General features: G+C 54.5%; 19 protein-coding genes. 8 read left to right on the forward strand and 11 right to left on the reverse strand.

The window, feature by feature from the left end; translation table 11 throughout:
* Positions 1–29: 29 nt before the first annotated feature.
* Positions 30–605 carry a recombinase family protein gene (locus HDF16_RS00605; protein ID WP_184213152.1) on the reverse strand — a complete coding sequence of 192 codons (576 nt, stop codon included), beginning with the start codon at positions 603–605 and terminating at the stop codon, positions 30–32.
* Between the two features lie 160 nt (positions 606–765).
* Between HDF16_RS00605 and HDF16_RS00610 the strand changes: the two genes are divergently transcribed.
* Both HDF16_RS00610 and HDF16_RS00615 read left to right on the forward strand, forming a co-directional pair.
* The gene (locus tag HDF16_RS00610; RefSeq protein ID WP_184213155.1) at positions 766–2238 is read left to right on the forward strand and encodes a Mu transposase C-terminal domain-containing protein; all 1473 of its coding nucleotides are present in this window, start codon (positions 766–768) and stop codon (positions 2236–2238) included.
* On the forward strand, positions 2235–3053 hold the full coding sequence (locus HDF16_RS00615) for an AAA family ATPase (protein ID WP_184213157.1): 819 nt from the start codon (positions 2235–2237) through the stop codon (positions 3051–3053). The genes HDF16_RS00610 and HDF16_RS00615 overlap by 4 nt, the downstream gene beginning before the upstream one ends.
* Before the next feature lie 187 nt (positions 3054–3240).
* Here the strand turns inward: HDF16_RS00615 and HDF16_RS00620 are convergent, their stop codons facing one another.
* Positions 3241–4662: a zinc dependent phospholipase C family protein gene (locus tag HDF16_RS00620; protein ID WP_184213159.1), complete on the reverse strand. Its 1422-nt coding sequence runs from the start codon at positions 4660–4662 to the stop codon at positions 3241–3243.
* A gap of 294 nt (positions 4663–4956) precedes the next feature.
* Between HDF16_RS00620 and HDF16_RS00625 the strand changes: the two genes are divergently transcribed.
* Positions 4957–7350 (forward strand): hypothetical protein, encoded by a 2394-nt coding sequence (locus HDF16_RS00625; RefSeq protein ID WP_184213161.1) that lies wholly within the window; start codon positions 4957–4959, stop codon positions 7348–7350.
* Positions 7351–7614: 264 nt separating this feature from the next.
* Here HDF16_RS00625 and HDF16_RS00630 read toward each other — a convergent pair whose 3' ends face one another.
* From HDF16_RS00630 to HDF16_RS00645, 4 genes are all read right to left on the reverse strand, one after another.
* Positions 7615–8481 (reverse strand): hypothetical protein, encoded by an 867-nt coding sequence (locus HDF16_RS00630; RefSeq protein ID WP_184213163.1) that lies wholly within the window; start codon positions 8479–8481, stop codon positions 7615–7617.
* A 487-nt stretch (positions 8482–8968) separates the two neighbouring features.
* The gene (locus HDF16_RS00635; RefSeq protein ID WP_184213165.1) at positions 8969–10168 is read right to left on the reverse strand and encodes an HNH endonuclease; all 1200 of its coding nucleotides are present in this window, start codon (positions 10166–10168) and stop codon (positions 8969–8971) included.
* Between the two features lie 71 nt (positions 10169–10239).
* Positions 10240–11751 (reverse strand): hypothetical protein, encoded by a 1512-nt coding sequence (locus HDF16_RS00640; protein WP_184213166.1) that lies wholly within the window; start codon positions 11749–11751, stop codon positions 10240–10242.
* A complete protein-coding gene (locus HDF16_RS00645) occupies positions 11735–13930 on the reverse strand; it encodes a DEAD/DEAH box helicase (protein ID WP_184213167.1) in 2196 nt (731 codons plus the stop codon). Before HDF16_RS00645 ends, HDF16_RS00640 begins: the two co-directional genes overlap by 17 nt.
* Positions 13931–13983: 53 nt before the next feature.
* On the opposite strand from HDF16_RS00645, the gene HDF16_RS00650 reads away from it, so the two are divergent.
* Positions 13984–14490, forward strand: a complete 507-nt coding sequence (locus HDF16_RS00650) for a hypothetical protein (protein ID WP_184213168.1) — start codon at positions 13984–13986, stop codon at positions 14488–14490.
* Here HDF16_RS00650 and HDF16_RS31760 read toward each other — a convergent pair.
* Genes HDF16_RS31760 through HDF16_RS00670 form a run of 4 tightly spaced genes read right to left on the reverse strand, consistent with a single transcriptional unit; the run spans position 14483 to position 16701 of the window.
* Entirely contained in the window at positions 14483–14668 is a 186-nt protein-coding gene (locus tag HDF16_RS31760) for a DUF4113 domain-containing protein (RefSeq protein WP_221312394.1), read from the reverse strand. The two genes, HDF16_RS00650 and HDF16_RS31760, sit on opposite strands and share 8 nt — an antisense overlap.
* Positions 14669–14673: 5 nt before the next feature.
* On the reverse strand, positions 14674–15048 hold the full coding sequence (locus tag HDF16_RS00660; protein ID WP_184213169.1) for a lasso peptide biosynthesis B2 protein: 375 nt from the start codon (positions 15046–15048) through the stop codon (positions 14674–14676).
* A 19-nt stretch (positions 15049–15067) separates the two neighbouring features.
* Entirely contained in the window at positions 15068–16438 is a 1371-nt protein-coding gene (locus HDF16_RS00665) for a phosphotransferase (protein WP_221312396.1), read from the reverse strand.
* A gap of 11 nt (positions 16439–16449) precedes the next feature.
* Positions 16450–16701 (reverse strand): PqqD family protein, encoded by a 252-nt coding sequence (locus HDF16_RS00670; protein ID WP_184213171.1) that lies wholly within the window; start codon positions 16699–16701, stop codon positions 16450–16452.
* Between the two features lie 501 nt (positions 16702–17202).
* On the opposite strand from HDF16_RS00670, the gene HDF16_RS00675 reads away from it, so the two are divergent.
* Genes HDF16_RS00675 through HDF16_RS00685 form a run of 3 tightly spaced genes read left to right on the forward strand, consistent with a single transcriptional unit; the run spans position 17203 to position 18417 of the window.
* Positions 17203–17880: a helix-turn-helix domain-containing protein gene (locus HDF16_RS00675; protein WP_184213173.1), complete on the forward strand. Its 678-nt coding sequence runs from the start codon at positions 17203–17205 to the stop codon at positions 17878–17880.
* Between the two features lie 7 nt (positions 17881–17887).
* Positions 17888–18073, forward strand: a complete 186-nt coding sequence (locus HDF16_RS00680; RefSeq protein ID WP_184213175.1) for a hypothetical protein — start codon at positions 17888–17890, stop codon at positions 18071–18073.
* Positions 18074–18108: 35 nt separating this feature from the next.
* Entirely contained in the window at positions 18109–18417 is a 309-nt protein-coding gene (locus tag HDF16_RS00685; RefSeq protein ID WP_348641246.1) for a DUF6036 family nucleotidyltransferase, read from the forward strand.
* Here the strand turns inward: HDF16_RS00685 and HDF16_RS00690 are convergent.
* Positions 18414–18701, reverse strand: a complete 288-nt coding sequence (locus HDF16_RS00690; RefSeq protein WP_184213179.1) for a helix-turn-helix domain-containing protein — start codon at positions 18699–18701, stop codon at positions 18414–18416. The two genes, HDF16_RS00685 and HDF16_RS00690, sit on opposite strands and share 4 nt — an antisense overlap.
* A gap of 192 nt (positions 18702–18893) precedes the next feature.
* Between HDF16_RS00690 and HDF16_RS00695 the strand changes: the two genes are divergently transcribed.
* On the forward strand, positions 18894–19256 hold the full coding sequence (locus tag HDF16_RS00695) for a helix-turn-helix domain-containing protein (RefSeq protein ID WP_184213181.1): 363 nt from the start codon (positions 18894–18896) through the stop codon (positions 19254–19256).
* Positions 19257–19503: the final 247 nt, after the last annotated feature.

Consider the following 19503-nt stretch of genomic DNA (forward strand, 5'->3'; position numbering starts at 1 on the left):
TGTTGACCAACAGTGATCTTCTGCTGCGTTCAGCCGATGTTCCGCAACAATGTGCGGTAGACGGTCGGACGGGAGATGGAGAACAACTCCGCCAGATCGCTAATTGTATATTGGCCTGTTCCATGCATGCGCCCCAGCTCCTTCTGCTGCTTGTCTGACAGCTTGGGCTGTTTGCCCCGGAGTCTGCCTTTTGCGCGAGCGATCTTCATGCCTTCCCGGGTGCGGAGCCGAATTAAGTCAGCTTCGAACTCCGCGAACGTAGCCAAGATGTTGAAGAACATCTTGCCCATGGGGTCGGCCGGGTCGTAGCGGCTTTGGCCCAGCGCTAAGGTCACGCCCCGTTCTGCCAACTCATCTGCAATTGAACGTGCGTCTGGAACGGAGCGGGCGAGCCGATCCAGCTTCGGGACGACCAGCGTGTCGCCTTTGCGGACAGCGGCGAGTGCCTGGTTCAGCCCTGGTCGGGCCCGGTTCGTTCCGGTCAGTCCGTGATCGACATAAATCCGTTCCGCAGCGACGCCCAGTTCAGTGAGTGCTTCCCGCTGTGCAGAGAGATCCTGTTTGTCTGTGGAGCATCGCGCGTAGCCGATCAGGGTCTTGGGCATAGAAAGTGGCACGTTTGGGGGGCCTCGCGTGAGAATATCACCGTACCAGGTTAATGAGACAAGCTTTGCTGTATTTCCGCGATCCGGTGATCCTCCGCACAACGTCCGTTGAGGGATCGTCTTACGGACACGTTTCCGAGTGTAGTCCAAGGGTGTCGCGATGCGCTTGGAAGATAAATCGCCTACTTTAGCCGAACTCACCGACGCCCAGCGTGAGCAAGCGATGACTCGCTTCCGCGTACTCCGCTTCCACACAGAGCGGGGTGTTCCACTTCCGAGAGCGGCGCAGGCAGCGGGCGTCGGTTTGCGAACTGTTGAGCGGTGGCTAGCCCAATATCGCGCCGATGGTTTGACAGGCCTCGTGCGGCGGACCCGTGGGGACCGCGGACGCCGTAAGCTGCCGATAGAAGCGGTGGGGTTGATCGAAGGACTGTTCCTCAAGAAACCGCGACCCTCTGCAGCAGCTGTCTATCGGCGTGTTCTCACACTTTGCAAAGAGCGGGAATGGCCTACTCCTTCGTACAGCACCGTGTACGCCATCATCTCTCGGGTCAATCCGGCCTTGACGACGCTAGCTCATGAAGGTCCTGCCCGCTTCCGCGACAAGTATGAACTGGTGCATCGCCATCGTGCCGTTCGTCCAAACGCCGTCTGGCAAGCTGATCACACGCAGCTTGACCTGCTCATTAGAGACGCAAGCGGCAAACCGGTAAGACCTTGGCTGACCACGGTCATTGACGACCACTCTCGTGCTCTGGCCGGATACTCGGTCTTCGTAGATGCTCCATCGGCTTTTCAGACATCGCTTGCGCTCCGCCAAGCGATCTGGAGAAAGGCTGAGCCGTCCTGGGCTGTGTGCGGTATTCCGGACGCGCTCTACGTCGACCACGGTAGCGACTTTACAAGCAAGCCCCTTGAGCAGGTCGCTGTGGACCTGCATTTCGAATTGGTCTACTCAACAATCGCCCGTCCTCAAGGACGTGGAAAGATCGAGCGTCTGTTTGGAACCCTCAACACTGAACTGCTGCCAGAGTTACCCGGCTACCTCATGCACGGCAAGCCGGCAACTGAACCCAGGCTGTCCCTGGCAGAACTGGATCGCACCCTCGGAATCTTCCTTATCGGTAATTACAATTCCCGGACGCATCGCGAGATCCGGCTTGCGCCGCAAGTCGCCTGGGCTGGCGACGGCTGGCTGCCTCGCATGCCGAACAGCCTTGAAGCTCTGGACTTGCTGCTGATCTCAGTCGCGAAAGCCCGCACTGTGCATCGGGACGGCATCCACTTTCAAGGAATCCGGTACATGGACCCTACCCTGGCGGCGTACGTCAAAGAGGCCGTCACGATCCGATACGATCCACGCGATGTTGCCGAAATCCGCGTGTTTCACCGGAACCGCTTCCTCTGCCGCGCTGTCAGTCCCGAGCACTGTGGTCAGGTCATCACGTTGAAAGACATCGAGGCGGCGCGCTCAGCGCATCGCCGCACGCTTCGTGGGCAGATCAGGGAACGTGTTACGCCGGTCGCAGAGTTCCTCGTCCCGCAAACCGAAGCGGCAGTAATACCTGTCTCACGGCCCGCCGCCACCGAACCCAAAAAGGCGAAATTGCGCACCTACCGGGAGGACCTATGAGAACAACTAAAGTGCCCCGCCGTGCGGAGCCCTTCATCGTCACCAAAGAGCACCGACGGTTCTTGGAATTTGCAAACGCCGTTCGCAAAGATCGCTACATTGGTCTCTGTTACGGCCCGGCAGGCGTGGGCAAAACTCAGTCGGCTAGACGGTACGCTCACTGGCAGACCGTGGAGCCGCTCCTTACCCGCTGGGGACCTCGCGAAGAAACGGACAAGAAGGTCTACGCAACGCTCGCGAAGTCACGCGTCCTCTTCTATACACCGGATGTTGGAGCTAATTTCGGTACGCTTCGGCATCAGCTCGACGAGCTGGTAGGCCGCATCAATGTCTGCATCGATCAGCATACGGGCAAGACGATGCGCGCTCTGCCCTGGGAGTACGTGGAGTTGGTCATCCTCGACGAGGCGGAACGCCTCAACACGATCGCCCTGGACTATCTGCGTGACCTCTTCGACCGTAACGATATTGGCTTGATCCTGATCGGCATGCCAGGCATAGAAAAGCGTATGTCTCGCTACCCGCAACTCTTCAGTAGGGTAGGCTTCGCCCACCACTACCGGCCACTGCTTGGAGACGAACTGTCGTTTGTGCTCACACGGCACTGGCAACGGCTCGGTCTGCAGCTCGATGGAGCCGACTTCACAGACGCTCAGGCCATCGCGAGCATCGCCAGGATCACAGGAGGAAACTTCCGCCTTTTGCGAAGACTGTTCCTGCAGATCGAGCGCGTTCTCCAAGTAAATGAGCTCAAGGTCATTACAGACGACGTGGTCAACGCCGCTCGGAGTAACCTTGTCATAGGCGTCAATTAGCGCTGGAGAAAGCCCGCCACATAGCTCTGAAGATCACACGATACGGGATTTCGAGGAAGCTGTTACGTATCGTTGAGGTATAGCTCAACAAACAGTCGGGCATCCATCGCAACATCATTACCTAATTCCGCCGCACCCACCGCTGATGTTGCAGTGCCTCGCCTTTCGTAGGCGAACGTGCCTTTGATCAAGGGTGGTAGGGGCAAATAGGCTGACGCAGCTCTTTTGGACGTGAGTATGACGCGGGGTCAACCATATGCCAACCGAAAGCCTGCTTATATATGGGATCTGAATTTGGACAGGGCGTGGTATTCGACAATGCAGGCAGCAACTTGATGAGTGCAAGCTCTTCTGTAACTTCATTTGCGTTCCAATTAGAAGACCTTAGAGTGAAATAGTTCTTCAAAGTCGTTTGAGCGGAAGGAGGCACCGGCCAAGCGGGAAAACTCTTCTGTGTTTCGGCCAAATCTGCTAGCCACTTCTGGTGAATCCTATCACTTAGATCGTATGTTCCGGGAGTCTCGGCAGTACCGGTGTCCAGGTTCATGTTCGGCAGAGCGCCCGCAATGCCAGTTGCTGGATCCGCAGGCCACAAGGGCTGAAAAACGGCTGCGTGTGGGTCGATTGCTGCAATCATCACTTCAAGCTTCTTTAAGGTCACCATCAGCGACTTCGCATAATACTCCTGCGTCGTAGAACTAGGAGGCATCGCTTTTGACTTCGCCGAAAGTAAGAGAAGCAGCCTTGCCAGCGGGCGCGGCATCCACCCGTAGGGCTTACTTTGCTTCCATTGCTCGGCGACGACTACCCTGTGTATTCGTGCTTGAAGTCCTACCGCATCTGGCTCCTGAGTGGGGCTGTCTCTGTTTGCCCGAGCTCGAAGGTAGGTTCCCGTGGGCAAAATAAAATGGGAGCTGGCATAGAAAGCTCGTGAGCTGAACCCGTCCCTTGTCCAGGTGAGATCCCTGTGCATTCCGTAGGTGAGATAGTACGCGTAAGTTAGTTGCTGAAGTGACAGATCCGGCTTCTGGCCTTTGAACTGCGATGGTGGGCGAAGACGCATCAACTTCGCAGCGTTCACGTCGAATCCGAACTCCACTTGCAAGTGATCGGCGGGCAGCTGCTCATAGGTTACTATGTGGTAACCGGGGAAGTGATTCGCGAACGACAGCGGGACACTCAGGTTCGTTGCAAGCGAGTGGCCTTCGATATCACCCATGTAATGGGTGAGGGCACCAAGGGCAAACGCAAGCTCATCCACATCCGTCGCAGTCGCAAAAAGATTCGTCACAAAGTCGCCACTACGCGCATAATGCGTCATGTCGGAAAAGTGCTCTACCTCCTCAACAGCCTTCGCGCTACCTCTGTAATAGTAGTAGCCGGCATCCTGCAGTACGGCTCCACTGTAGGCGTAACGCCGTGCCTCCCCTAATTCCTTCCCAGTAGTGTTCGGAAATGCGTCCATGAGCAATTTGGAAATTGTTTGATCCCACAACAGATCCACGATCAGCAAATGCGTTGCAAGGCCATAGGCCTGAGCTGGCCGTGGCGAGGCGAAACTTAGCAGCGCAAGAAGAGCCATGGCAACAAGCCGCCGAAGTGTTTTCATGTTCGCAAGAATAGCAAGAGCTTTATTGTATGCGGTAAGAATTTGTCAGGTTGACCTCAAAGTCACAAGCGTGACATGTTGAAGACCGGAATCGCGATTTAGGGTATCTGGACTGCCAACCGCAGCATTGAAGAACTGAGCCTTCGTTTACAAGACGCTTTCGTTAGCGGGCCCAGTGGAACGCCCTGTCAGTCGACCAACACTTGGAACCGAAAATAGATATACGATTCTTGTCATCGTTGCACAACATCTCTCTATAATTGCGCTCACCGAACAGTCAGCCAAGGATGTCAAATGCGCCTCTACCCGATATTGTTCACAGTGCTTCTCTGCGCCTCCCCTGCACTTCAGCTTGACGGGCAAACTCTCGGGCAAGGGGTAGCAGATGCGGCCAAGACGATCCTAAGCAGCGACACATGCAAGTATTGGCCGCCTATCTTGGTCAAGCCCAAGGACGCCATCAAACCGCAAGACAAGCTCACCTTAAAAGACCAGGTGAAAATCAAAGGGGCCCAAGACGCCTTTGTTGCTTGGCTGGATCAAACCCTGCAAGTCAAGGGGGATCAAGCCACCATATTCTATGCTGACTCCTTCCTTCGCCTCTTCGATACACCCAAATCAGATGATAGCGTCACTATGTTTCCAAGAGGCGACAACTCAGACTTGATGGGCCTCTCAACGGTCCCAGATGCGAAGGCTCTCTCTATTTGGGGGACAACTCAGATAGCCATCAAATATGACTGCGAGAGCCTTGGCAACGCTTACGCCTCAGCGAGCCCCAGCTTCTCCATGCCTCTTTACTCCATCAAGGGAGGCGTCAGTCTGAAATCAGATACCAAGCATGATCAGACTGTGAACTTCCTCATCACTACTGCCGAATCTCCATTCGACATGATGTTTTACGACACCTCGGGCGACTCGTTTCGCTGGCTATTTGCGAGCATGACTGCAGCCGAGTGGACACTTCGCCATCCTAGTAATCTCTACTATGTTAAAAAAGCCACCCTACTTTCCGTTGAAACGCTAAGTTCTTCAGATGACTCCACCTCGATGCTCGCGAGCGCGAATTTTGCCACCTCGTTCCCGATCGTCAGTGCCTCCGCGGACATAAAAACGCAGATCACGCGAGATCTGCAGTCGAGCGCCCACACCTTCGGCACCTATCTCTATAGCGGCACCCCATCTCAGATTATTTCAGCAAAGCTGCCCGACCTCAGCGCCCTTCTTCTTCAGATGAAGCGAGGCATCACGCCCATTCCCCCACCTGCCAATCCCATCAGTGCCGGAGTGAGTCAACAGAGCGTCGTTGCCGAAGAGGGTTGGCCCGCATCACTATGCAAAAAGACAGCCTGGACAGCAACCGCCACAAATACCCTGTACGGCGTGCCAAACCTTGACTTTCTAACGCTCCCCACGCCCAACGCCGCCAGCTACCCAGTCTGTCAGATCACCGTTTCCTTTCAGCTCAATGACTCTGATGCAACGACAACTGCCCTCACTGCTGACCCGACGAAGTTGAATGACCCGGGCATCACTCTGACAGATCCGCAGTTCCCAGCTATGACCTTTAGCTTGCCTATGGGGAAACCACTGCAGTGGGCGGGTACAACGCAGGTCCGGCTCGCCTCTCGTACCGCTGGCTGGAGCAAGCTTCCTGTTACCTCACCCACGATGCTCACTTGGGTCACCGACGCAACTGTTGCGACGCCCGATGGCACAGCAATCACGGGTTACAGTATTGACACCGGAGGATTCAAATGCGTCGTAAGCCCAGGCGGAACCTCTTACCCTATTAGAGCCACCTTTGCACCGGCGACAATCACGCCCGATACGCTAAATCCTGCTGTCGGTGAACTCTCCACCGTTAACAGAGCGTTCAGCTTGATTTTTTCCGTTGGAACCTTAGAGGTATCACCCTCCTACGACCCGGATTCGCCCTCAAAAACCCAATGCATCATTACCGGGAATGTCAAGATAACGACAACCTCCAGTGGAGTGATTCAAAAGCGTACCCTGGCCCTCGTCTCCAGCAACACGATTGTGTTTCCAAGTCAGCTGAGCGGAACGGCGGTATCCGCCGTGGTCTGTAGTGATATTAAGAAAAACACGGGCGGTAACTACCTGCTAGCTAGCGCGCCGGCGTCTGGCATGTCTTGCACTCTCATAGGGAGTGGTCTACAGACCATAGCGAAGGTGATGCTCAGCAGCAAGACTAGCCCGGGGTCGTTCGCTGCAATTGTGACCCCAACCGTGGCTAACGGCGGGACTACAGCCACGATACTGTTAGACTCAGCGGCAATTCGGTCCATGGCCGAGCAGGCCTACACGCTACTAATGACGGACAATACTGCGGGGCACAACATCTCGTCGCTCGCGACTGATATCAACGTCGCTCCGCTGCCAGTTGTTACCGTTTCGCCTGCTTCGTTGCCCATAACGGCCACAGCAATAGGATTTACCCTTGCATTGCAAGGTGCCAACCTAGATCAAATAGTCCAGTTGCGCATCAAGCCTCAGAACGGGAATTCCATCGCAGCCACTGGCACTTTCGCCGGCACTGTTACGACAGGAAATGCTGTTTTCCCCGGAACTACTCTTGCTCCGGGCATGTATGCGATATTCGCGGTCGTGGATCCTACAGTTAAAGCGGAGATCGACCTTGGCAAGACCTTGAGCATAACCAACTAACATCAGAGGTTAGGATAAAGGGGGCGGCACTTGGGACCTCAGGAAAGGGATACGAAGACGCCCGGCATTCGTTGCCCACTGCGATTACGGAGTCTGGGTCTAAAGGTAGGATCTGACTTAGATGAGTCCGTCATAGAAAGTGACGAAGCTGGCTTTCTCAGCGCAGGCATGGCCACATGTTACTGGGCGTCACCACGCTGAGCAATAGCTTTCACTTGCCAGTGCAAGCAAGAGCGTGCGGCGAGAATTAGCCGCGGAACCGTATTACTGTTTGCAAGTCCCCTTTCCAGAAGGATCCTTCAACCATTGATACTTCGCGTCTCCTGCTGGAAAGGCACACTGACGCGCTACTTGTATTGGTTCTCCCCCTTTACTCAACAGCGCGTACCTCCAAAAGAGTATCCCACCAGAATGATTTTCGGCATCGAACGAAGCCAGAGATGCAGCCGTCCCATACTCGTCATAGATAGGTCCGGAACCCGACATGTAGCCAAATGTGACATGGGGCTGCTCTGTGTCATCGCGCTGATTTCCAAAAACGAATGTATTCGGTTCGGTTTCGAGCTTCTTGACATCTTTTACAGACATGTTCAGCCACTGGAAATCGTCATCAACCTCATGCTTACTTGCATCGAGCTTCTTCAATTGCGTCACAAACTTGCCTGTATCGCCAGCTTGGATTTTCCGTCTGTCCTTAGCATTAGACAACTGAATTGCTTCTGCCGCGTAAATAGCATTAGCTTCCTCGATAATTGCGGCGCGATGTGCCGCGTCGAGAGTCGGCTTGTAGCCGGTGCTCTCTTTGTCTTCGTATTGCGAGTGTTGCCTCGCCAGCTTTAACTGCTCAGCCGTGAGCAAGATTGTGCTGCCATCTGCCAGAACAAGTGAGGTGCCGCGCTGGGTCGTGAGTTTGGAAAATGGCCCGGTTGGCGTGTTCACACCGAAGGTAGCGATGACCCACTTGGCCACCGCGACGCTTGGACAGTTTTTACCTGTCTGCTGGAATGAGCCGCGAACGTCCGCAGCTGATGGATGGAACTCCTCTTTCGCTGCTCCCTGTGAGTGAAGTTTATGGGCAGAAGCTGCCATACCTAAGCTCACAGCAAAAAGCACTGCACGCGTTTTGATCACGAAACCTCCTTGACGTGCGGATCCTGACGATCAGTCCTATCGCACGGCTATCATAAATGCAAGTCTGTATGTCTGAGCAGAGATCACACGGACCACAAGACTTTACGGCCGTAAATTCGGAACCGCCTTCGAGGCGGAAAGTCTCAACTCTCCTACAACATCCTCGGGTGGTCTCCCGAGCTTAGGAAATGGGCTGCTAGCGTTTCCGCCGATGTAAGATGCGTCATCGCCTTTCAGGAGCAATATATGGATCGGGCAATCCAGTACGAAAGGCTGCTCTTCTCTTAGACCGGGTCGTGCGAGCAAGCGAGGCCAGGACAGGGGAGGCGTTTCCGCAGTAAACTCGTATGCAACACCGCTTTAGGGTATACCCCAGTGGCACAGGCATTAAGAAGCTTCGTGGATCTCCCGTTTGAACGCCGCTCGCGTCGCAGTGCATTAGCCGCGAGAAAACTAACGGCGGACTATTTTAGTTTTTAGTCCTAAATCATGGGTGTACCTGTCTCGCCAGGTGTAACCACTCAGCGAACTGCTCAATGCTTCCAATGTTTCTGCCGAGATTGCAAGCGCGGTGCGTCAACTGAGTGTTTGCAAGGCTGTAGTGGCCGTCGTCATTATCAATACGGTCAGCCGAGGGCAGCAAGAGAGGATTGATGGTGTCTAAGGGAATGGAGGCACCGCAGAGTCGGCATAAACCTTGTTGCCGCTGCCATAGTTCTCGAAGTTGAGCTTTCGTGATCTCTATGATCCTTAATGGAGCTTGGCGGCTCTGCATTGCCCCACTCTGCTGCGCACGCGCCAGAAGCCGGGCAAGTATCTGGTTCAGTTGACGATCCAGCTCATCTTGGGGAATCAGCAATCCAGCTTCCTGTAGTTGCGGCGTAGCGATTGGGATTCGGGTGATAAGCACCGCGTTGAGCCGGGCAATACGCTCACGTGGTACTTCCACATACGATTGTCGCGACGTGCCTTGTCCAAGGTGAGAGTATGTATCTCCGAGAAGTTCGCGAGCGGAAGGGAGTTCGGGAAGACCCCACGCCACACTGGCCGGAAGAGAGTGAGCAAACCTATTCTTATTGCCATCTTGAAACGACGCGAGTGCAGCCGGATCCACCACCAGGCCCGAATCGATAGGCGGCCCAGGATAGACGTGAAAGATGCACATCAGTCTTCCCCTATAGTGTTTGGGCGTGGGCTCTGACTGTGTGCCGGAAAAGAGAATTAAGTCCTGATCCACTTTCATATCGGCCGCAAGTTGCTGAGCATATTGCGGATCGCTGAACGATGCGGCTGGCCAACTTTGGGACACGGGACCGTACTCGGCCTTTAAGAATACTCTGCTTTTCGGAAGAAGCAGATCACCAATGGTGCGCTGCGGCCGGTCTCTCCGGCTACGTATTTCCTGGACCAAGCTGAAGATGTATGCGGAGCTCCCCGTTCGGCGCTTCACCTCGTCGCCAGAGACTTCACGCGCGGCGTACCCGTCTAACATTCCAGCTAATTCTTCAAAGTTCCGCTTCGAGATCTTCCTTGGTTCACCAGAAGGAATAATGATGGTGATCGAGTCGGCCGTCAGTTCTTGCAACGTGAATGTGCCATAGGTATAACCCCGAAAGGGTCCCCAATAGCGGACAGGTTCCCCCTCTTCAAGAGTCGTCCTCAAGTCACTCCAAATGGTGTCAGCCATCGGTAAAGTTTACAGGCCTATGACACTCGCTTCATAACATCCTTGCCATCGAGGCGTAGTCCACCTCATCGCTAAATCGTTGACTGAATCCGTGGCGATCCGAGCAAGACGTTGTGTACCTCACTCATAACGTCATCGCTTAACCAATCGCAATAGAATTGCGTTGAATGGGCCGTAGCTAAGATCTTCGATAGCTCGATTTGAGCCCGCTTCACAGCCTCAAGGTCAAATGTCATCACCCCAAGCGGTATCGGGAAACCTTCCTTTTGACCGAGAGGACCATGAACAGCCATGTAAGCAAGCACTCCTGGCACAATCAGCAGCTCAAGGCCGCCGGGCAGATCCTGAGGCCGTGTATGCAGCACGCTTCCAAAGACGTGCTTCAGCGCGTTTGCAGCACGTTTATCTTCAGTTCCGATGACCACCGACCTAAGTGTCCTGTTGGTGTCCTCGCCTTCGCGCATGAAAGTTCGGTTGACCGCTTCTATGGTGTCCTGCAAGCGAGTTGTGGCACCCCAGTATGGAGTCGCCGGTTTCAGCCAGATTAGTAGCTCCGGAAGAGTGCGCTCCTGGACCTTAGCGTAGTGCAACGCTGAAGCTAGTCGAGCGCGGTTCGCGTTCGTCCAAACCTGCCCTACTACTCTTAGAGTGGGGCGATCAATCCTGAACGCCCCCACCTGTTGCATAGTGGCCCGGAAGAAAGCACCAGAGTCGAAAACATGACCCTTGACGAATCCGCTCATCTGTAAAGGCGCACACTCTTGCAACGCATCCACTGACGCGGAGCTGATTTGATCACTTCGGAACGTAATCTCTTTAGCGAACTTCACGCAGCTTTCAACTACTGACCCGCGATCATCTAGTTCCGCCCCAGTCTTCCAGCTAAGCAGGTCAGCCTCAAGAAAGCTTGGTTCATCAATTCTCACCGACAACGTTACTGGAACAAGCACACTGAAACGGAGATCGGCGTGTACGGCATCGACCGTGTAAAGCTTGCGTCGATCAAGCTTAGGCCCCCCTTTTCTTTGCAAGAAGATCTGAAAATACCTCTTAAATGCTCGTAAGACATGCTCTGAAGTATTCTCGCCAGCTGAATGTGAGGCGATGGAGAGCTCGGGCAGCTTATTTTCAAATTCGCCCAGACGGTTCCATGTGTCTGCGGGCGTGTATGAAACAAGGTCGAAATCGAAGCGTTCAAGCTTTGGTGTCACTTCGAACAATGCAGGCTCTTCGCTCCCCACAAAGAGGCTGCGTCCTCCACTTGTGAGGGACACCCTCCCATTCCTACGCTGTGTGTAGCCTTTGCCCTCAACATAATCAACTACGAACTGCGTCTCGTCTGGCGTAAAACCAAAGAACTCACTAATCGATGTTTCGGGTAAGCCGTCCGCTAACCGCAGCAATCGCAGGAGAAATTCGGTTGTTAGGCTTAGTTCGCCAGTTTCCGCCACCTTGTAGGCTATCTGAAATGCGCGGCAAGGGAGCCGCAACTGCAGAATCCCCACATCCACGATGTTGTTGTCCTCAAGCGCGGCTTCTGACGGCTCTTGAACCTCTGGAATATTTTCAGCGTTTGCGGGCATGGAAGGACTTTCCTTTCCACGTTTTCTTGGGTGCGGCCTTGCGCTTTTCTGTGTGATCTGTTGTTTCGATCTCAGCGGTTGCTTCAACGAGGTGAGCAAAACCCTCTTCCATCATTTCCTGATAGAAGGAAGTCACGCGGTCCATCGTGCCGCCGTTAGGCCATCGCTGAAAAGCTCCAACTATAATCAAGCGATCCATAGCTCGTGAGAGTGCCACATTAATCCGGTTCGCTCGAGACATAAAGCCCGGAGCAATTGTCTTCTGCCCGGCCTCCATTTTTCCATCGTCGTTATGCCTGACGAGTGAAAGGATGACAATCGGATTCTCCTTGCCTTGGTAGCTATCAACCGTGTCTACCTTGCAGGAATTAAGCATCATGGGGCTGAGGCCGATCGCACGGAGCTTTTGTCGTATCAGTTCGCTTTGTGCCCCATAGGTGCAGATGATACCTATTGCTTTTTGCTCTGAGTCAAAGGTCGCCAGCCATTCTAGGAATGGTTGGTGATTGTCTAGGCGTCGGAGCAGATCGGCTATCGCATTCGCCTCCGTCGAGTTACATAGACTCATGCCACTCTGGCCTGCCACTTTTTGATAGGCTTTGCTGCCAAATCGATCTGTTGCGTGCCACAGCAGTTGATGTTTGAGTTCTTCAGGGAGAGCAGAGGCGGGGATCATTGGCTCGGCTCGACCATGACGCAAGCTCCTCCTATAGAACGCCCTCGATACTAGCTCCCCGATGTTGAATAGCATCCGGTACTGTACATCTAATGTTTGGCCCACCTGTCTTCCGTAAGGTGAAGCAAAAGCCCGCTCGAAATCGCTTTGGATGATCTCTCTTTTTGGGACCTGTAGCCGGCGCTGTGTTTCACGAATGACTTCCGGCTGATGAAAAGGCTCAAGTTGAAGATGATCACCCACTAGCAATATCCACTTACCAGCTTGCATGGGAACCGCAAGCTCGCTTGGAGTGCACCGCGCCGCTTCATCGATAATCACCAGATCGAAGCGGGCCGTCGATAACCCCAGGGACGATCTTCCGAGACCAACGCACGTGCCGGCCACGATTTGACGGGTATTTGCCAGGAACTCTTCGAAGCTGCGAGCCCGAGATGTGACGCTGCCCATCCAGTCCCGTGCTAGGCCGGCAACGCCTCGCAATTTCCTCACCTGTTCTGCGGATGTAATGGCATGCTTCTTGAGGAGAAGCGCAATCGCGTCTTCGTAGGCCTCCGCGCTATACCAGTTAACCTCCTGACCAGAGCGCATCTGTAGCTTCTGCTGGAGGTTAAAAAGTGTTTGCTGTAGCGATGTCACTCGGCTATGTGTTTCCTCATGCTCTTGTTCATCATTATGGGTCAACGTGCTCTGTAGCTGGTTCCATACCGGCCACACCGTCGATTCCATAAGAAACAGGTCGTCGGAAAACTCAACCGTTAGGCCAATGTGTTGTGCTGCGGAGCGGAACCGCTGCTTAAGCCCTGCTCTAAACTGCTCACGATAATGTGCTTCCACCTTGGCTGAATGGTATGGTTTCAGCGTTTCTGATATTTGTCCTTCTTGCCCAACACGAACTAGGCTTGGCTCCGAATCACCTGACCGAAAGAGGCGCAATACCCCTTCGGTCGCGTTATTCACTGCCTCATTCGATTGGCTAGCCAGCAACACGTTCCGGATGACACCGTGAGTAAGCAAGTAGTGAATTAGCGCAGCTATGAATTTGGTTTTGCCTGTTCCTGGAGGCCCCTGTAAGAGCCCCAAGGGCTTGCTTGTGCAGACCGTCAAGAATGCGTTGGTCTGCGACTCGTTAAGAGCATACTGCTTTGCAATGTGCTCTGCAGTTGATCCAAACGGCGCAGAAGTTGGTTCAGCGCTGCTACTTGCTTTGAAAAAATCAATCAGATCAGGGTAGACGGATTTGCGTTCCAGAATCCGTTTCGTAGCCACCGTTCGTCGTAACCGGTTTTCTGATTCCAAAGTGCTTCTAAATCGCAACTCGGCACCGGCTGCACACAACATCATGCCTTCTGCAGCGCGATAGCGAAACGCGTCCACTGCTACCTGATTGTTTCGACTAAGGTCAAGATCGAGTACTCCAATTGGCACCCAGGTTTTGCTCTTGGTAAGCAGCTCAACTCGCACTTCTTCGTCACGGCCAAAATCACGTGCTGAAACAGTCAACGCATGGACCTAATGCTGTGGAAAGGCTGCTGAGATTTAGTACCTGGAAAAGTTTGTTAGCTCTCATGAGGGCTTACCCGATTGAAGACGTGCTCAGAGAACACGATCGGCTTATCGTCTGGAAGACTGCTGAAGGTAAGAATCAAGTTCTCGTAAAAGCATGGCGGCGCTCCTGCTGGGGGGACGAGACTTTAGAGTCGCCTCGGCTTGCGAAGTTCTGTGAAGACGCAGAGGATTTTATCCTCACCCAGCCGGCCGGTCTTAATCATCTGATCGATGTAGGATGGCTCGGCCACCACTTGGCTCTAGTTCAGGAGTATGTGGACGCCTACACCGAGTCTCAAAATCCACCCATCCTGCACAGGAAGGAGACCTTTCTGGACCCACTGCATCCACGTTTTGCCGAGTACGCACAGCTTTCAGCGCGTGAAGAAGAGCTCGAACTGCTTTCTCGGAACGACATAGGCACTCGCCGTGGCTGGGAAGAACTCCTCCATACCCGTGGTTTGCGATTAGAGGGAACCTCCATTGTCCCTGTATCTGATTCGCCCTCTATCTAGCTCGGACCTTTGGCAACTCATCCCACCGTGTGGTCCAGCGTGGTGAACGGTACTCTGCCCTGAGCTTCCACGCGGCCTCCTTTGGACCTGCACCGAGGATGCGGACGGTATCGCGCCCGAGGGTTGCGTTGAATCTCCGCTTTCTTTCAACACACCGTAGATGATGCTCATCACGCACCCCACTTAACAGCGTTCCAACACCTGGAAGATCTCCGCAATATAGGGCTTGTCATTGACGACCTGTCCATCGACTTCGACCCATGCGTGGGAATGGAATGGAAGCAGTTGCGCGCCGATCACCATCTCCGCGCTCCAACCGTGACGGCGCAGCAGGATTGCCGTCGCTGCGGATCGCTGAAGGCACAGCACGCGCTTGAAGTAGAAGACACAAGCAAGATCGATGGCGTCCGAGAGCTCGCGTTGGCTCGGCTGTCGATCTGCCACAGCGTGAAGTCGCTGCTTCCGCACCACCGCGTGTATCCGTTGAAACCCGCGAAAACGCATCAACCAATCGCAGTACAGCAGTAAAAGCCAGCTTTGAACGACATGTCGTGACATGAATCCTCCAACTCTTCGATCAAACGGAGAGTGCCCTGCACAGTGCTGGCTCCCGTGCCGCCCGATCCATCGAACGGGCAACGCTTCGGACATAGGCTTGTCGTCGTGGATCGTCTCGTAGCGGTGTCCGAAACCAGTCTCCCCGGGCATAGATCGCCGATCCAGCAGCCACGACAGGTGCCAGGGCAAAACCTTCTTCGAGAATCCTTGGATCGCATATCCCGGACATCGCCCCTCTGTACCTCTGTTTGAGGTGTTTGTCACAGGCGAGTTTGAGGACTTCGTCTTCGATTGGATTGAGCAGAAGGAGATGCTCCAGGGTGACAAGCGGGTTCCCCACATACGTCTCACACCAATCGATAAAGACACAGTGGTCCTGCGCCACGACGATGTTGCCGAGATTCATATCCCCGTGCAGAACCATGTCCGGGACATTCAAGTCCTCCATGCAACTGCAAACATTCTCGAAAAGCTTCTGAAGCTCCAGCAACCGCTTCGCCTCGATACGCGGCACCTTGGTGGAGGTCTGATTGGCCATCGCCTCTTCCATGTAAGAAAACAGCGCATCCACTTCGCTCCGCAACACATGCGTTCTGTGGTCCACCGCGCCAGCCTGGAACAAATCCCATTGCGACTCCACCGTGCGGATCTGTAACGCGGCAAGGGTATCGACTGCGGCTTCTAACACACGTAGAACCCCGGATGCATCGTTCGGCAACATCGCGATACCGTCGCCTTCCCCACGCATGAGCCAGGCATTCCAAGCGGGAATCTCCGCCACGACTTCAGGAACAAAGCCTCGGCAAAGTCTGGAGAGCAGCGACAACACCACGCGTTCGTGAGTGTTGGGCGCTCCGGTCGCTTTGAGCCAAAAGTCGCCTTCGTCTGTCATCCGAAAGCGCACAAGGGAAAAGGCTCCGCCCGCGTTGAATTGATCCACATCCGCCACGGAAGACACTTTCCTGCCTGTCGACTCCTCCAGGTACGCAATGGCTTCATATATCCAACCGATGCGGGCGAATGGGTTCGCGATAGCGCCGTCGAGCATCGCTTGTAGGAGGATGCGCTCCTGTTCCGAAAGCTCGCAGCTTGGAATCTGTTCGGATCGGACACTTCTGAATTCGTGAGGAACGTCGCTTTGCAGGAGTTCCGCAATCGCACAGGGCGACACGCTGTCGCTCGTCTCCAGGATGTCCAGTATGACAACGGCAAGCCCCCACTCGTCACGAAGTCTCACCTGCAACTGTCTGGCGGGACGTGTCCCTTGCTCCACGAGGATACGCACCAAACAAACATGACCTTCACTGTCCAACGCATACAAGCCGTGCGATTCTGGATGCACGAGAACCACGCGATATGGGTTCGCATCTTGATGGGTTGCTGCTGTCATGGCGTGCATCCTCAGTGAGACAACAACCGCTGCGCCCGTAATGCCGCAACGAAGCCGGCCACATCGCGTGCCACAACCTCAAGTGGCTCTCCCGTGTCGCGGGACAGGCTGTCAATGATGCTCTCCAAGCTGTCCCCTCGCTCCAGCCCTTGCCATACGTAGGCTCCGGTCGAGTTGAAGGTTGCGATGGACCCCAATTGGGTGTCGAGCACAGCCGCTCCATCCTGGTTTGCGATGGTTCGCAGATGAGAGTTGTCGTTCATGATGGCCTTCGGTAGGCGCGTTGGTCGTGAAGAGAGACCGGCGGTGAAGACGAGCTTACCCCTGCCGCATCCCCTTGCAAGGGGAAACGTGCCTTTTGGCCAAACATACTTCGCCCTCAGAAAACACGGGGTTTCCAGACGCTGAGAGCCCTATTCTGTGTGCAGGAAATAGGCTGTTTCGCTTCATCGGTTGATAGCAAACGTTGAGCACAAGATGAAATCAGAGGCACCTGCTGACCTTTCCTATGCACGCGGATGGCTAGATTGGGCAAGAGCGGAAGCAACTAGCCTCGATCCAACATTGGGAAGTTTGGACGAGTTTTTTGACCACTATCGAACGATTGGACAGACAACATTGCCTGACGATTTCGATGATCTCTGACGTTTACCCCTCGTTCTTGTGCTCTGGCAACGTGTTTCTGATTGCCGTTGATCGATAGCCAAGTTCTATATCGAACAAAATATTACAAAAAGTGTAATATTGCTTGTGAGGCGATTTATATGACCGGACTCGCACTGGAAACCGTCCGCAAGCGACAGGGTGTCTCACAGGTCCAGGCAGCGAAGCTCCTCGGGCTTTCGCAGCCCATGCTTTCCCATATGGAGACCGGGAAGAGGAATGTCAGCCTTGAAGTGGCGCAGCGTGCGGCAGAGCTCTTTGGTGGAGAACCGACGGCCTTACCATTGAACCCGCTTCCGAGGCACAGCGACGAAACGCTCGCCTCGGAACTTGGAAGGCTGGGGTATCCGGGATACGCACACCTGTCTGGCCGTCTTCGCAATCCGGCCGAGTTTCTACTCGATGCGTTGGATCACTCCGACCTCGATGTGCGCACCACGGAAGGTCTTCCATGGGTCGTGCTGAAGTATCCACATCTCGATTGGTCTTGGCTCCTCAGAGAAGTAAAGCTAAGGAACCGCCAAAATCGCCTCGGCTTCGTCGCATCGCTGGCGAATAGGATGGCACTTCAGAACGGCCCACTTGTTGTGTTAAATGTCTTAGAGCCCGTGTTGCGGGAACTAGAGGACGCACGCCTTGCGAAGGAAGACACATTGTGCCAAGAGTCGTGGCCTCTGTCTCGCAAACAACATGTCCGAGCCGTGAGGTCGAAACTTGCTGCGCATTGGAACCTAGACACCCGACTCTCGGAGGTGGACCTTGCGAACTACGTTGCCTGAGCCGTGGTTGTCGTTCTTAAGAGAACTTGATCCAATCGCCGGCGAGCCGACCAAGATCCCTTGTATCGGCGGTTTCGCTGTCACGCAGCACTACGGCTCCTCACGGACGACGGTTGACTTGGACGTCATCGATGTAGCGCCCATCGCTTCACGCAATCGGCTGCTTGAAGCTGGCGGGAAGGTTCTTCTTTAGCAAGGAAGCACCGAGTCTACCTGGACTTCGTCGGCATTGCACAAGTTCCGTACGAGTATGAGGAGCGGCTCGCCCCGATCTATGAAGGTGTCTTCGAAAACATCCATCTGTTCGCAATGGATCCCTACGACATCGCCCTCTGCAAGTTGAAGCGTGACAATGATCGCGACTTTCAGGACATGCTCTTTCTTGCACGGACTACGCCATTTGATCTTGAAGTGTTCGAGCAGCGCTATCGCGAAGAGCTCAGGCCTTACCTGTTTGGCAGTGTCGGCGAAGCCGATTTAACTTTCGCGCGTTGGATGGAGGCGATCAAGGAGGACCGAGGGAAGGCAGAGGACTAGAACCGAGAAGTACGCCGCAGTTCCGCATCTTCGCGCTCATTCTCGAGCATCAAGTCATCAAGAGTGGGCCGCTTACTCACTGCGACCTGAAGTTTAAACTCCAAGCCGAGCGCAATCAGGATGTTGTTTACCTTCGTGTATCCGAGGTCACCCATTCTGCCATTCTCAAGAGTGTCCAACGTTGACCGGCTAACGCGCGCCATCTTCGCAAGCTCGGCTTGGGTCAAGCCGGCTGCCTTCCGTCGCGTCGCAATCTGTTCACCAACATCGATCAGGAACAACATGGTCGCTAAGTATATCGGGCGAAGCTAATCATCACGAAAGTTGCGGTCGCAAAGCCAAAGTAGGCCCTCTCAATCTGCGTTCGGCAGCTGACAGTGTATCTTCCGCTGCAGCGGTGCTTGCAAAGGCATTCTTCGCAATAATGAGCAATATAAGACACATAGAATACTGTTTGGTGTATTTTATTGCTTGTTATGGGGAAGACAACACCATCGCTCGTACCACGGGTTGCCCGCTTGCTCGATGGGGTCGGCGCTCATTTAAAGCTTGCACGGCTCCGACGCAAGTACTCGGCGGAGACCGTGGCGCAACGCGCAGGAATCACGAGGCGCACCCTATCTAAGGTAGAGCAGGGAGACCCGGCGGTTGCGCTGGGGGTGTACGCGCGGGTGATGCAGGTATTGAGGTTGGAAGACGATTTGGCACTGCTGGCCAAGGACGATGAACTGGGTCGAAAGCTGCAAGATGCCGGAATCACCGCCAAACTTAGGGCCCCTAAACGCCTCGCCGCTGCGAAGAATGAGACCGCACTGGATCAAGCAGAAGGACGTGGGTGATGGCGGCTATAGAGACGGTCGAGGTCTACCTGGATGCCGTCCAAACGGCCGAGCCAAATCTTATGGGAACGCTTCACTGTCAGCGGAGCGGTAAGGGGGAACTCTTTTCTTTCAAGTACGCCAAGGCCTGGCTTGATCAGGCGGAGGCCTTTGCCTTTGACCCTGACCTCACACTAGGCGAAGGTCGTCAGTATCCTTCTGCGGATCGATCGAACTTCGGCATCTTCACCGATTCGTCTCCGGACCG

The organism is Granulicella aggregans (assembly GCF_014203275.1).
Lineage (GTDB): Bacteria > Acidobacteriota > Terriglobia > Terriglobales > Acidobacteriaceae > Edaphobacter.

Coding starts and splice junctions, on each gene's coding strand:
- HDF16_RS00605 (WP_184213152.1), bottom strand. CDS start 605: ATGCCCAAGACCCTGATCGGCTACGCGCGATGCTCCACAGACAAACAG.
- HDF16_RS00610 (WP_184213155.1), top strand. CDS start 766: ATGCGCTTGGAAGATAAATCGCCTACTTTAGCCGAACTCACCGACGCC.
- HDF16_RS00615 (WP_184213157.1), top strand. CDS start 2,235: ATGAGAACAACTAAAGTGCCCCGCCGTGCGGAGCCCTTCATCGTCACC.
- HDF16_RS00620 (WP_184213159.1), bottom strand. CDS start 4,662: ATGAAAACACTTCGGCGGCTTGTTGCCATGGCTCTTCTTGCGCTGCTA.
- HDF16_RS00625 (WP_184213161.1), top strand. CDS start 4,957: ATGCGCCTCTACCCGATATTGTTCACAGTGCTTCTCTGCGCCTCCCCT.
- HDF16_RS00635 (WP_184213165.1), bottom strand. CDS start 10,168: ATGGCTGACACCATTTGGAGTGACTTGAGGACGACTCTTGAAGAGGGG.
- HDF16_RS00640 (WP_184213166.1), bottom strand. CDS start 11,751: ATGCCCGCAAACGCTGAAAATATTCCAGAGGTTCAAGAGCCGTCAGAA.
- HDF16_RS00660 (WP_184213169.1), bottom strand. CDS start 15,048: ATGTCACGACATGTCGTTCAAAGCTGGCTTTTACTGCTGTACTGCGAT.
- HDF16_RS00665 (WP_221312396.1), bottom strand. CDS start 16,438: ATGACAGCAGCAACCCATCAAGATGCGAACCCATATCGCGTGGTTCTC.
- HDF16_RS00670 (WP_184213171.1), bottom strand. CDS start 16,701: ATGAACGACAACTCTCATCTGCGAACCATCGCAAACCAGGATGGAGCG.
- HDF16_RS00675 (WP_184213173.1), top strand. CDS start 17,203: ATGACCGGACTCGCACTGGAAACCGTCCGCAAGCGACAGGGTGTCTCA.
- HDF16_RS00690 (WP_184213179.1), bottom strand. CDS start 18,701: ATGTTGTTCCTGATCGATGTTGGTGAACAGATTGCGACGCGACGGAAG.
- HDF16_RS00695 (WP_184213181.1), top strand. CDS start 18,894: ATGGGGAAGACAACACCATCGCTCGTACCACGGGTTGCCCGCTTGCTC.